General features: G+C 39.0%; 12 protein-coding genes. All 12 read left to right on the top strand.

The window, feature by feature from the left end; translation table 11 throughout:
* Positions 1-12: 12 nt before the first annotated feature.
* The 12 genes from ybeY to truB all read left to right on the top strand — a co-directional run bounded on the left by ybeY (position 13) and on the right by truB (position 12974).
* The gene (ybeY, locus tag ACFIL2_RS00700) at positions 13-480 is read left to right on the top strand and encodes an rRNA maturation RNase YbeY (protein ID WP_375618037.1); all 468 of its coding nucleotides are present in this window, start codon (positions 13-15) and stop codon (positions 478-480) included.
* Positions 481-587: 107 nt separating this feature from the next.
* Positions 588-1613: a hemolysin family protein gene (locus ACFIL2_RS00705; RefSeq protein ID WP_375680668.1), complete on the top strand. Its 1026-nt coding sequence runs from the start codon at positions 588-590 to the stop codon at positions 1611-1613.
* Positions 1594-3210, top strand: a complete 1617-nt coding sequence (gene lnt / locus ACFIL2_RS00710; RefSeq protein WP_375680669.1) for an apolipoprotein N-acyltransferase — start codon at positions 1594-1596, stop codon at positions 3208-3210. The genes ACFIL2_RS00705 and lnt overlap by 20 nt, the downstream gene beginning before the upstream one ends.
* A gap of 148 nt (positions 3211-3358) precedes the next feature.
* Positions 3359-3772, top strand: a complete 414-nt coding sequence (locus ACFIL2_RS00715) for a helix-turn-helix domain-containing protein (protein ID WP_375611810.1) — start codon at positions 3359-3361, stop codon at positions 3770-3772.
* Positions 3773-3902: 130 nt separating this feature from the next.
* On the top strand, positions 3903-5171 hold the full coding sequence (gene metK / locus ACFIL2_RS00720; RefSeq protein ID WP_375618040.1) for a methionine adenosyltransferase: 1269 nt from the start codon (positions 3903-3905) through the stop codon (positions 5169-5171).
* Entirely contained in the window at positions 5168-5869 is a 702-nt protein-coding gene (locus ACFIL2_RS00725) for a tRNA (guanine(46)-N(7))-methyltransferase TrmB (RefSeq protein WP_375655142.1), read from the top strand. Before metK ends, ACFIL2_RS00725 begins: the two co-directional genes overlap by 4 nt.
* Positions 5870-5996: 127 nt before the next feature.
* A complete protein-coding gene (rimP, locus tag ACFIL2_RS00730; protein ID WP_375618093.1) occupies positions 5997-6647 on the top strand; it encodes a ribosome maturation factor RimP in 651 nt (216 codons plus the stop codon).
* A 47-nt stretch (positions 6648-6694) separates the two neighbouring features.
* On the top strand, positions 6695-8326 hold the full coding sequence (nusA, locus tag ACFIL2_RS00735; RefSeq protein WP_375634589.1) for a transcription termination factor NusA: 1632 nt from the start codon (positions 6695-6697) through the stop codon (positions 8324-8326).
* Positions 8327-8962: an RNA-binding protein gene (locus ACFIL2_RS00740; RefSeq protein ID WP_375633975.1), complete on the top strand. Its 636-nt coding sequence runs from the start codon at positions 8327-8329 to the stop codon at positions 8960-8962. It begins immediately after the preceding gene.
* Positions 8959-11478: a translation initiation factor IF-2 gene (gene infB / locus ACFIL2_RS00745; protein WP_375680670.1), complete on the top strand. Its 2520-nt coding sequence runs from the start codon at positions 8959-8961 to the stop codon at positions 11476-11478. The genes ACFIL2_RS00740 and infB overlap by 4 nt, the downstream gene beginning before the upstream one ends.
* A gap of 121 nt (positions 11479-11599) precedes the next feature.
* Complete coding sequence (rbfA, locus tag ACFIL2_RS00750) at positions 11600-12007, top strand: 30S ribosome-binding factor RbfA (protein WP_375633973.1); 408 nt, start codon at positions 11600-11602, stop codon at positions 12005-12007.
* A 4-nt stretch (positions 12008-12011) separates the two neighbouring features.
* A complete protein-coding gene (gene truB, locus ACFIL2_RS00755) occupies positions 12012-12974 on the top strand; it encodes a tRNA pseudouridine(55) synthase TruB (protein ID WP_375633972.1) in 963 nt (320 codons plus the stop codon).
* The last annotated feature ends 392 nt before the right edge of the window (positions 12975-13366 follow it).

Below are 13366 nucleotides of genomic sequence, written 5' to 3' on the forward strand. Positions count from 1 at the left end.
ATTTGATTCATCATGATTATTATTGATATAATGATTAAAAGCGCAGGGTGGAATGATGAGAAAATGCTTTATAATATCACTGAAAAAGCATTAATGACGACTATGCATCATGTTTCATTGGGAAATGCTGTAAGCGAGATTAGCCTGCTTTTTACGGATGATGAACATATGGCACAAATCAATGCACAATGGCGCAACAAAAACAAATCTACTAATGTACTATCCTTTCCTGCTTTTCCACTTAAAGCTGGAAATCGACCTGGTCCCATGCTCGGTGATATTATTATTGCCCGAGAAACTGTTGTTTTCGAAGCAGAGAAAGAAGGAAAAACATTTCAAGACCATTTAACACATATGATTGTTCATGGTATCTTGCATCTGCTTGGTTATGACCATGAAACTGATGATGAAGCATATAAAATGGAAAAGCTCGAAAGAGAAATTCTTCAAAAGCTTTCCATAAAAGATCCTTACGCATAATTGTCTATCAATGATAAAATTTAACTTTTAAAATCAATATTACCAGCATACCATTTAAAGCCTCTTATTTATCTGTTATAAAAGAAAGTCTAGAAGATTTCAAAACCATGGCAAACAAAATAAATGCACAAAATAATAGTCAAGCATCTTCTAATAATGAAAAAGCCCCCTCTCAACAGACGAATCATACAGAAAAATATTCCCTGATGAATCATTTATTTTCATTCTTACGGGGTCGTAATTGTGCATCTACGTCACTGCGCGATGATCTTACCGTTGCACTCACGACTAACAATGAAAAAGATACCGCCCTCTTCTCACCTGAAGAACGTACTATGCTGCATAACATTTTACGCTTACGTGAAGCACGCGTGGATGATGTTATGATACCTCGTTCTGAAATCGAAGCATTAGAAATAAACACCTCTCTTGGAGAAACCCTTAAATGTTTTGCAAAAATTGGTCATTCTCGTATCCCCGTTTATGCTGAAACTTTAGATGATCCGCGCGGCATGATCCATATCCGCGATATTCTTAACTACATCACTCGCTTTATTATCAATCCAACAAAAACCGAACAAAAATCCGATTTTCTTCAATTAAACCATACAGACTTGCATACTCCAATTGGTGAATTGGATTTGATCCGAACAGTTCTCTTTGTTCCCAGTTCTATGCTTGCAAGCAAATTATTAACACGGATGCAAACTACACGAACTCAAATGGCTTTAGTTATTGATGAACATGGAGGAACAGATGGTCTCGTTTCAATGGAAGATATTGTTGAGTTAGTCGTTGGAGATATCGAAGATGAACATGATAATGTCGACAATGCTATCGTACGTGAACCAAATAATAAATGGCTCGTTGATGCAAGAACTGAACTAGAAGATGTGGAGAAAGCTCTTGGTCCTGATTTTATCGTAGGAGAATATGGTGATGAAGTTGATACTATTGGTGGTTTGATCGTCTCAATTCTTGATCGCATTCCTGCCAAAGGTGAAATTGTCGAAGCTGTACCTGGCTATAGATTTCGTATTTTAGAAGCTGATAAACGCCGGATCAAACGGTTGCGCATTTTTCGCATTCTAAAAAATAAGAATCTTGAGAACAATGCCATCCCTAAAGAATAGTCCAGCGTTTTTTAACAATTTCATCGTTTTTTTGTTCTCTGTTACAGGCTGGAAGCGCCAAGCATGGATATTTCTGTGTGGTGCTCTTACTTCTTTTGCACTTCCACCCTTTTATTTAACACCTCTTTGCTTTTTAACTTTCCCTCTCTTTATTGTTTTACTTGACTCAATACAGTCCACCAAAAACAATAAAAAACATTTTTTTACTTACGCTTTAAGCTGTGGAACATTTGGTTTTAGTTATTTTATTTGCGGACTTTGGTGGCTATGCAATGCTTTATTAACAGATCCAGATTCTTTTGGTTGGGCAGTCCCATTAGCCATTTTATTCCCTCCACTCTACCTTTCTCTTTATTGGTTTTTTTCTGGTTTCATTGTCGGTTTATTATGGACAAAAGGAATAGCACGCTTTTTTGTTTTAGCCTTTGCATTAGGATTATCCGAGTGGTTGCGTGCGTTTTTATTCACAGGATTTCCATGGAATTCTCTTGGCTATACAGCCATGCCAACCCCAGTGTTCATGCAATCTGATGCAATCGTAGGACTTTACGGAATGAATATTCTTGCTGTCTTAGCCTACAGTTTGCCAACTGTTTTATTAACGGATGAAAAAAAGAAAGTGGCACTTTCTCTTTGCTTATCACTTATATTAATTCACTGTGGTTTTGGGTTTTATCGTCTTCATACTATAGAAAACACAGCTGAAGATCAAAAAAGTGCTTATTGGGTGCGCATTGTTCAACCGTCCATCCAACAAAATATAAAATTGCGTGATAATACACGAGAATCTATGTTGGAAGCGCATATGAAGCTAAGTGCAACGCCAACAACCGATCAAAATTCAGAACCCGATTTTATCGTATGGTCTGAAGCTTCCGTTCCTTACCTTCTCTATGATAACTCATCTACCACAATGCGCATTGCCTCTCTTTTAAAACCTAAACAATGGGCTATCGTTGGAGCAATACGCGCCAGCAATGATCTACCTCATTCCCAAACACAATATTTTAATACAATTGCAGTCATTAATGCTCAAGGTAATATTTTAAATACTTCCGATAAACTTCATTTGGTTCCTTTTGGTGAGTATCTTCCTTATCAGAATTTATTGAAAAAAATTGGATTGCGTACCCTTGCCGATAATATTGGTGGATATAGTGCTGCAAGTGTGCGCAAAATTGTTACAATGCCAAACGGATTTTCTTATCTACCCTTGATTTGTTATGAAGCAATATTTCCCCATGAAATGACTTTTAAAGGCTCCCCGCCTCAAGCAATTATTAATATTACAAATGATGCATGGTTTGGTGTAACACCTGGACCCTATCAACATCTTCAACAAGCACAGCTTCGTGCCGTTGAACTGGGAATCCCCCTCATACGGGCAGCCAATAATGGCATATCAGCTGTTATTGATTCTTATGGACGAATCGTTGTAGCTCTTCGACAAAATGCTGTGGGCATTATTGATTCACGAGTTCCATCATCCATTACCCCTATAGGAAGCAATGAATACAGAACTTTCTCTACTTTTATCTTATTCATCCTTATGCTATTGTGTCGTATTGGTTTTGGTTTTACAAAACAGCTTAAATGATTCAAGTGCCCTTTGTACGGTATTATGTTGCGTGTACCAGTAATATTGGGAAAAAATATTACATATTGTTTTAATTATATGATAAATCAACTGCGCATAAATATGATGTTGGTTTAGAAGAAAAATGCTGGAAATAAAGAGTTGCATTATGACCGAAACTAGAAAAAAACCTGACCCTATAGATATCTATGTTGGAACTCGTATCCGTTTACGTCGTAATATTTTAGGACTCACTCAAGAGAAACTAGGTGAAAAATTAGGAATTACTTTTCAGCAAATCCAAAAATATGAAAAAGGAACAAACCGTATTGGTGCCAGCCGTCTTCAAGCGATAGCGGAAATTATGGATGTTCCTGTTTCTTACTTTTTTGATAAAGGTATTACCTCCCAACAAGTAGAGGGTTTTGCTGAAAGTGAACACAATTTTATAGACTTTTGTTCTAGCAGCGAAGGGATTCAACTCATGCGCGCTTTTACAAATATATCTGATGCTAAAGTGCGTAGAAAAATTATTGACTTGGCAAAAGCACTTTCTGAGGAAGATTTGACAAATAAGTTATAAATTAAAATTATATTTTTTCTCTTTTATTCATATACATTTGCATTGACTATTTGCTGTAGAATTAGCAAATGGTGATGACTTTAGTAAGCAATTGATTAAATCGTTGGTTTTCTTTTTTGAAGGAGTTCCTATGCCGCATCAAGATTATCTTTTTACGAGCGAATCGGTATCGGAAGGACATCCTGATAAAATTTGTGATCGTATTTCCGATGAAATCGTTGATATGATCTATAAAGAAGCTGAAAAGACTGGTACTGATCCATGGTTAGTACGCGTTGCCTGTGAAACTCTCGTCAGTGTCAACCGTGTTGTTATCGCTGGTGAAGTACGTGTTCCCGATACGCTATTAAAAAAAGATAAAAATAAAGAATTCATCTATGATGAAACTAGCTTTCCACTCATTAATCCCACACGTTTTCGTACAGCAGCCCGCCGTGCTATTCGTACCATTGGCTATGAACAAGCAGGCTTCCATTGGAAAACTGTTAAAATTGATGTTCTTTTGCGCCCACAATCAGCTGATATAGCAAGAGGGGTTGATAATGCTACGGATCGGCATGGTGAAGAAGGAGCAGGTGATCAAGGCATCATGTTTGGATATGCTTGCCGTGAAACACCTGATCTCATGCCTGCGCCAATTTATTATGCGCATAAAATTCTCAAACTTCTTGCCGCAGCTCGTCATAAAGGAGAGGGAGAAACTGGAAAATTAGGACCAGATGCTAAAAGCCAAATAACCATACGTTATAAAAATGGAAAACCGATGGAGGTCACATCCATTGTTCTTTCAACGCAGCACCTTGATGAAAGTTGGGATTCCAATAAAGTACGTACAGTGGTTGAACCTTACATTCGCCAAGCTTTACATGACATTCCCATTGCAGCTCAATGCAGTTGGTATATTAACCCAACAGGAAAATTTGTCATTGGAGGACCTCAAAGCGATGCCGGATTAACGGGACGCAAAATTATTGTGGATACTTACGGAGGTGCAGCACCCCATGGAGGCGGTGCTTTTTCAGGAAAAGATACAACAAAAGTTGATCGTTCTGCTGCCTATGCGGCACGCTATCTGGCTAAGAATATTGTTGCTGCTCATTTAGCAGAGAGATGCACCATTCAACTCTCCTATGCAATTGGTATTGCACAACCTTTATCTATTTATCTTAATCTTCATGGAACAGGAAAAGTCGATGAAAAAGTTATTGAAGAAGCCATCCGCAAAATAATGGACCTTTCACCTACCGGCATTCGAAAACATCTTGACCTCAATAAACCTATTTATGCGAAAACAGCTGCCTATGGTCACTTTGGTCGTAAACCAAAACACGATGGCTCGTTTTCATGGGAAAAAACTGATCTCGTGAAAACGCTTCAAACAATGATCCAAATCCCATGATTAAACATAATATACGTAAGAGTGAAGCATTTTTTGGACGCCGACAAGGAAAACAACTTCGAAACAGTCAGCTTACACGTATACAAATGCTTCTCCCCAATTTGAATATTGATTTAAATGTCCCTCCTCCCTTAAACCTTACATCCTTATTTTCAAGCAAAGTAAGAGAAATTCGACTTGAAATCGGTTTTGGTGGAGGTGAACATTTACTTCATGAAATGGAATATTTTCCAAAAACCGGTTTTATCGGCGTCGAGCCCTTTATCAATGGCATGGCAAAAATATTATCGTCTCTTGAACAGCATCAAAACCATCAAAATCGTCTTCGCCTCTATAATGATGATGCTACACGCCTTCTTGATTGGCTCCCTGATAACTCACTTGATGGAATAGACCTCTTCTATCCTGATCCTTGGCCGAAAAAGAAACACTGGAAACGACGCTTCATCAACATAAAAAATCTTAACCGTTTTGCTCGTGTTCTTAAAATAGGGAAATTTTTGCGCTTTGCTAGCGATATAGACAGTTATGTAAACTGGACTTTGTACCATTGTGCACAACATGATCACTTTGAATGGAAAGCAGAAAGCCCTCAAGACTGGAAACTCCCTTATCCACTATGGAGGGGAACCCGCTATGAAGCAAAAGCTTTACGCGAAGGACGAACGCCTGCCTATCTTACCTTTATCAAGAAATAAGTGATCAAACGCTTTTCTCATAAACAACTTGAAAAATTTTGAATTTAAGAGTATCAATAGTTAAATTCTTGGTCTTATGATGAAGAGTGGGCCGTTGGACCCGCTCTTTTTTAATATCATAAAACTGATGAAACCAACTTGGATAAAATGTATGAACGAAGCTGAAAAAATAAGCAATCTTGACGAACCACGCCTGTTTGAAGAAGATGGTATCGAAGCACAGGTTGCTGCTCTTGTCATACCACTACTTAAACCTTTAGGTTTTCGTTTGGTTCGTGTGAAACTTCTTGGTCAAAATGGTTTAACACTTCAAATTATGGTTGAACGTGCCAATGGTTCTATGACCATAGAAGATTGTGAAACTGTTAGTCGAACAGTTTCTCCCCTCCTTGATGTACAAAATGTTATTGAACGCAAATATCATTTAGAAATCTCATCACCTGGAATTGATCGTCCATTGGTAAGAAAATCTGATTTTTTTCATTGGCAAGGGCATCTTGCAAAAATTGAAACCAAAATAACAATTGATGGGCGCCGAAAATTTCGTGGGACACTTACAAATATCACGCAAGATGGATTTATTTTAAACACTGATAAAGCTGCTTATGGAGAAGCCATGTATACCCCTATTTCCTTTTGTGATATCATAAATGCGCATTTAGTGCTTACCGATGAGCTTATTCGCGATGCATTGAAACAAAATAAAGATTTAAGTCAACAATTCATTGCCGAAGAGAACGCTAACGACTCTATACAGACGCTCAATTTCAAAAAATAATATCACTGGGAAATACCCATCGTGTGGCACAAAGAAGGAGAAAATTGATGGCTACAAGCGCTAACAGGCTTGAGATTCTGCAAATTGCAGATGCTGTTGCACGTGAAAAGTCAATCGACCGTGAAATTGTCATTTCTGCGATGGCTGATGCTATTCAAAAAGCAGCACGTTCTCGTTATGGTCAAGAAACCAATATTCGTGCTGAAATCAATTCTAAAACAGGTGAAATTAAATTACAGCGCCTGCTTAAAATCGTTGATGTCGTTGAAGACTATACAACGGAAATTACTTTGTCTGATGCTCTCAAACGTCAAACAGAAGCAAAAATTGGTGATTTTTTTGCTGATCTTTTACCTCCTATGGATTTTGGACGTATCGCAGCACAATCTGCTAAACAGGTTATTGTACAAAAAGTACGCGATGCAGAGCGCGATCAGCAATATGAAGAATTCAAAAATAAAGTTGGTGAAATTATTTCTGGTACAGTTAAGCGTGTGGAATATGGTAACGTCATCGTTGATCTAGGACGCGGTGAAGCTATTGTTCGCCGTGATGAATTAATTCCTCGTGAATCATTCCGCTATGGAGATCGCATTCGTGCTTTTGTCAATGATGTACACCGTGAAACGCGTGGTCCACAAATTTTCCTTTCACGCACACATCCCCAATTTATGGTAAAACTTTTCACTATGGAAGTACCAGAAATTTATGATGGTATTATAGAAATCAAATCTGTTGCTCGTGATCCAGGTTCACGGGCTAAAATCGCCGTTGTTTCACGCGATGGTTCCATTGATCCTGTTGGAGCATGCGTTGGAATGCGAGGAAGTCGTGTACAAGCTGTTGTTGCTGAATTACAAGGCGAAAAAATTGATATTATTCCTTGGTCGCCTGATGCGGCAACATTTGTCGTTAATGCACTGCAACCTGCTGAAGTTTCTAAAATCATCCTTGATGAAGATGCTGAACGGATTGAAGTTATTGTGCCAGATGATCAACTTAGCCTTGCTATTGGACGACGTGGGCAAAATGTTCGCTTGGCTTCGCAACTAACAGGATGGAACATTGATATTTTAACGGAAAAGGAAGAATCTGAAAATCGTCAAAAAGAATTTACTGAACGGAGTAAATTGTTTATGGCAGCCTTAGAGGTTGACGAAATGATCGGACAGGTTATGGCATCAGAGGGTTTTTCTTCTATTGAAGAAATCGCCTATATTGATCTTGAAGAAATCGCTTCTATTGATGGTTTTGACCATGATACCGCCGCTGAAATCCAAAGTCGTGCCCGCGAATATCTTGATCATCAAGAAAAAGAACTTGATGAAAAACGCAAAAAGCTCGGAGTTTCTGACGAGTTGCGAACACTTCCTGGAATGACAAGTGCTATGTTGGTTGCTGTAGGTCAGGATGGTGTAAAAACAATAGAAGACTTTGCTGGCTATGCCGTTGATGATTTAGCTGGTTGGAGAGAACGTAAAGAAGGTCAAACACAGAATTTTTCTGGTATTTTAACCCCTTTTGATATTACACGCGCAGATGCAGAAGCTATGGTTTTAGCCGCACGTGTACAAGCAGGCTGGATAGACCAAGCTGATCTTGTTACAGAAAATCCTGTAGAAGATGAAAATTCTGCAGAAAATGAAAAAACAGATGATTTGGATGTGGATACACTTTAAATGAATGAACGGACTTGCATTGTGACCCGAAAAAATGCTTCAGCACAAACGCTGATCCGTTTTGTTATTGGTCCCAATAACCAAATTGTTCCTGATCTTAAAGCGAATTTACCAGGGCGTGGCGTTTGGATTTCTGCCCATCACGCTGTTATTGAGAAAGCAATCAAACAGAAAGCTTTTCATAGAAATTTTAAAACAGATGTTGAAGTTACACCAAATCTTGTGCATGTTGTTGATACGCTTTTACTAAAAGCCGCTCTTTCAAGCCTTTCCATGGCACGAAAAGCGGGAGCAATTGTTATGGGAGCAACAAAGGTTGACGCTGCTATCCGCTCTGGTAAAGTTATTCTTGTACTTCATGCTAAAGAAACAACAGAAGATGGGAAACGAAAAATTGCACAGGCCATCCATTCAATACAACAACAAACAAATCGGACTATAAAAACCATATCTTTATTTACAAATGATGAAATGCGAGTGGCTTTTGGCTCTAATCCTGTAATGCACGCGGCCTTACTGGACACAAAAGCTGCTGAAGGATTTCTCAAAACGACATGTAGATTGATCAGCTATCGTGACGACAAGCATAGTAAGTCTAGTGAGATGACGGCACAAGCCGTGAAGGAAGTACAATGAGTGAAAATAACAACGACAAAACAACGGTCAAGAAGATACTAACTCTCAAGAGGTCTGTCTTGGAAACGAGCACGGTTAAACAAAATTTTAGTCATGGCCGTACGAAGGCTGTCGTTGTCGAAACCAAACGGCGTAAAATTACGCGACCTGATGAAAAAGCTGAAACCCTACAGCCCATTACAAAGCCGCATGTGGCCCCCCAGCGTTCTAAACCGCGTTTTGAGGAAAAAAAGCCTCAAGAATCTGTGGCCAAAAGCAATCTTTCATCAACTGAAATGGAAGCGAGACTTCGCGCGTTAGAAGAAGCACATATCCAAGAAAGAATAACGCGAGAACAAGCCGAAGAAGAAGCAAGACGCGCTAAAGAGCGTGAAGAAATTTTACAGCAAGAAATTAAAGAAAAAGAAATCCATCTCCAACAAGAAGAAGAAATATCGCCAGTGCAGACTCCACCTGTTCCCCCTCTCATTGAACAGGCAGATATTCCTATTGCCACTAAACAGACAACCGTGGTTGAAAAACGCAAAATAGATGACAATAATGAGGAAGAACGGCATAGTCGACGTGCTAATCCTGCTAAATCAGAAATACGTGTACCCAAAGTTGTCAAAGGAGCTGATGAGCGGAGACGCGGAAAGCTAACTCTGAATAGTGCACTGGATGAAGAAGGAAGCGCACGTGGGCGCTCAATGGCTGCAATGCGGCGTAGACAGGAAAAGTTTAAGCGTGCACAAAATCAAGAACCAAGAGAAAAAATTTCTCGCGAAGTTGTTCTTCCTGAAACGATTACCATTCAAGAGCTCGCACAACGTATGACTGAGCGTTCTGTTGATGTGATTAAATTCTTGATGAAACAAGGACAAATGATGAAACCTGGCGATGTTATTGATGCAGATGTTGCCGAACTCATCGCTGTTGAATTTGGCCATACTGTTAAACGTGTTTTAGAATCTGACGTAGAAGAAGGTATCTTTAATATAACAGATAATCCTCAAAACATGCAGCAGCGCGCCCCTGTTGTAACCATTATGGGCCATGTTGACCACGGAAAAACTTCTCTTTTGGATGCTATTCGTAAAGCAAATGTTGTTTCTGGCGAAGCAGGAGGTATTACGCAGCATATTGGTGCCTATCAAGTAGAACAAAACGGTCAAAAAATTACCTTTATTGATACACCAGGTCATGCTGCATTTACGGCTATGCGTGCACGCGGAGCTCGTGTTACTGATATTGCTGTTCTCGTTGTAGCCGCTGATGATAGTGTTATGCCTCAAACGATTGAATCAATCAATCATGCGAAAGCTGCTGGTGTACCTATCATTGTTGCTATCAACAAAATTGATAAACCAGCTGCGAATGCACAAAAAGTGCGTACAGAACTTCTACAACATGAAGTGTTTGTTGAAACTATGGGTGGTGAAACTTTGGACGTTGAAGTTTCTGCTAAAACTGGTCAAAATCTTGATAAACTTCTCGAAGCTATCCTTCTTCAGGCTGAAATGCTTGATCTGAAAGCAGATCCCCAACGAACTGCAGAGGGCGTTATCATTGAAGCCAAATTGGATCGCGGACGTGGGTCTGTTGCAACAGTTCTTGTTCAAAAAGGTACATTACACCCTTCTGATATTATAGTTGCTGGAAATGAATGGGGTCGTGTGCGTGCTTTGATTGACGACCATGGCCGCCATGTCAAAGAAGCCGTTCCCTCTACACCAATTGAAATTTTAGGCATGCAAGGAACACCACAAGCCGGAGACCGTTTTGCTGTTGTCACACATGAAGCAAAAGCACGTGAAATTTCTGAATATCGACAACGATTAGCACGTGATAAAGCTGTTGCTCGGCAAACTGGTTCGCGTGGTTCTCTTGAGCAAATGATGACAAAATTGCAAACGACTGGTGTTAAGGAATTTTCTCTTATTATAAAAGGGGATGTGCAAGGATCAATCGAAGCAATTGCTTCAGCATTGGAAAAACTTGGAAATGATGAGGTTCGTGCACGTATTGTACATTCTGGTGCTGGAGGAATTACCGAAAGTGATATTTCTCTTGCAGAAGCTTCTAACTCTGCTGTAATTGGCTTTAATGTTCGAGCCAATAAGCAAGCACGTGATTTTGCTAAAACACAAGGAATTGAGATTCGTTATTACAACATCATTTATGATCTTGTTGACGATATCAAGGCTGCCATGTCTGGATTACTCTCACCAGAACAGCGTGAAACTTTCCTTGGTAATGCTGAAATTCTAGAAGTCTTTAACATTACAAAAATTGGAAAAGTTGCAGGATGTCGTGTTACAGAAGGTAAAATAGAACGAGGAGCCGGTGTTCGCCTTATCCGCGATAATATCGTTATTCACGAAGGAAAGCTGAAAACACTCAAACGCTTTAAGGATGAAGTCAATGAAGTGCAAAGTGGTCAAGAATGTGGAATAGCCTTTGAAAATTATGAAGACATGCGTGCAGGAGACATCATTGAGACCTTCCGTATCGAACATATTAATCGCACATTATAAAATAATCCAATAACTTTACTCTGTTGTGAAATGAGAAAAGTTATTAGGTTTTATACACAATATCTCTTTTTCCTTATCTAAATGGTCAAAAAAGAGATCTTGTAGCAAGGATAAAACTTTGATGAAAAATGCAGGTCCATCACAACGGCAACTTAGAGTAGCAGAGCAAGTACGTCATGCAATAGCGCATATATTACAGCGTGATATTTTGCTTGATGATATCTTAAAAGATATTGTTATTTCTGTCTCTGAAGTACGCATGTCACCAGATTTAAAAATTGCTACTTGCTTTGTATCACCTCTCAGCACTCTTAAAAATGCTTCTCATACCGATGTTGTTGATACCCTCAATAAACATAGTCGTTTTCTCCGTGGAGAAATCAGTCATGCGTTGCGACAAATGAAATATATGCCAGAACTGCGTTTCCGAATTGATAATAGTTTTGATAATTTTTCAAAAATTGATGCCCTCCTTCGCTCGCCTGAGGTTGCGCGCGATCTTCACCATAGTGATACAGATGAGGATTAAAGATATGGCGCGGCAACACAAGAAAAAAGGGCGTCCTGTTTCTGGCTGGGTCATATTTGATAAACCAAAAGGAATGAAATCAACAGAAGCTGTCTCACAAATCAAATGGCTCTTCCATGCTCAAAAGGCAGGACATGCGGGTACACTTGATCCTCTTGCTTCTGGTCTCCTTCCCATTGCATTGGGCGAAGCAACCAAAACCGTCCCTTACGTGATGCAAGGCAAAAAAACTTACCGTTTTCATATTGCTTGGGGGCAAGAGCGCTCAACAGATGATTTAGAAGGAGAAATAACGAAAACTTCTCTCATACGTCCAACACAAGAAGAAATACTTGCTCTTCTTCCTCAATATACAGGTGTTATTTTGCAAACACCTCCACAATTTTCAGCAATCAAAATTGCCGGAAATCGTGCCTATGATTTAGCGCGTGAAGGGGAAGTTGTTGAAATTCCGCCCCGTGAAGTGGAAATAGAAACTTTCAAGTTATTAGAAATGCCTACCAAAGAGCATTCTGTCTTTGAAATAACCTGCGGAAAAGGAACTTATGTGCGCTCTTTAGCACGCGATATGGGACGTGATCTCAGTTGCTATGGGCATATTGCTGATTTAAGACGTATTGCCGTCGCACCTTTTGATGAAGAAGATCTCATTACATGGGAGGAACTAAAAGCAGCCATTCCGCCAAATAAAAACACTACAGATGAAAATAATCGTTCTTTTGAAAAAAACTTCACAACACTTGATGAGCTCTTAATTGACACAAGCGCCGCATTGGATTGCCTCCCTCACTATATCCTTAATGAAACTCAAGCACAGAGGATTATAAGAGGCCATTCTATCCTCTTGAATCATCACAAAGTACCTCTTGATGAAGAGGAAGTTTGTGTCCTCTATAAGGAACAACTTCTTGCTATTGGCACTCTCGACAAAGGTCTATTTAAACCAAAGCGGATTTTCACAATTTAATCGATTCTTTTCCCAACCACCTTCTGCGGAAAGATATTTTTCTCTATCAATTAAGAAACATATGGTGCTTTTCATTGTCTATATTTACCGTATTCATATCAAAATTTAAGTCAGTGCTATAAGCTAACACCACCACACACTTTTTCCTCTTAATGTCGCAACAATCCTTGCATTTAAAGGATTCATAAGAGGCTTTTTATTTCTTTTTTAATCGTTTTTTACTCATACTTTAGTCCTCGTTTATAATGTACAAGCAAAGATATGGACTGATTTACTCTAAATAGATTTGAAACGAGAAAAGCTTAAGATTTTCAGAACTATCACTCAACATGAAAAATAACAAATAACCATTATAAATCAATTCATTAAATATTGAAACAGCAATTTTTTTA

The organism is Bartonella sp. AP30XZML, from assembly GCF_042195945.1.
In the GTDB taxonomy this organism is placed as follows: domain Bacteria; phylum Pseudomonadota; class Alphaproteobacteria; order Rhizobiales; family Rhizobiaceae; genus Bartonella.

Coding starts and splice junctions, on each gene's coding strand:
- ybeY (WP_375618037.1), top strand. CDS start 13: ATGATTATTATTGATATAATGATTAAAAGCGCAGGGTGGAATGATGAG.
- ACFIL2_RS00705 (WP_375680668.1), top strand. CDS start 588: ATGGCAAACAAAATAAATGCACAAAATAATAGTCAAGCATCTTCTAAT.
- lnt (WP_375680669.1), top strand. CDS start 1,594: ATGCCATCCCTAAAGAATAGTCCAGCGTTTTTTAACAATTTCATCGTT.
- ACFIL2_RS00715 (WP_375611810.1), top strand. CDS start 3,359: ATGACCGAAACTAGAAAAAAACCTGACCCTATAGATATCTATGTTGGA.
- metK (WP_375618040.1), top strand. CDS start 3,903: ATGCCGCATCAAGATTATCTTTTTACGAGCGAATCGGTATCGGAAGGA.
- ACFIL2_RS00725 (WP_375655142.1), top strand. CDS start 5,168: ATGATTAAACATAATATACGTAAGAGTGAAGCATTTTTTGGACGCCGA.
- rimP (WP_375618093.1), top strand. CDS start 5,997: ATGAAACCAACTTGGATAAAATGTATGAACGAAGCTGAAAAAATAAGC.
- nusA (WP_375634589.1), top strand. CDS start 6,695: ATGGCTACAAGCGCTAACAGGCTTGAGATTCTGCAAATTGCAGATGCT.
- ACFIL2_RS00740 (WP_375633975.1), top strand. CDS start 8,327: ATGAATGAACGGACTTGCATTGTGACCCGAAAAAATGCTTCAGCACAA.
- infB (WP_375680670.1), top strand. CDS start 8,959: ATGAGTGAAAATAACAACGACAAAACAACGGTCAAGAAGATACTAACT.
- rbfA (WP_375633973.1), top strand. CDS start 11,600: ATGAAAAATGCAGGTCCATCACAACGGCAACTTAGAGTAGCAGAGCAA.
- truB (WP_375633972.1), top strand. CDS start 12,012: ATGGCGCGGCAACACAAGAAAAAAGGGCGTCCTGTTTCTGGCTGGGTC.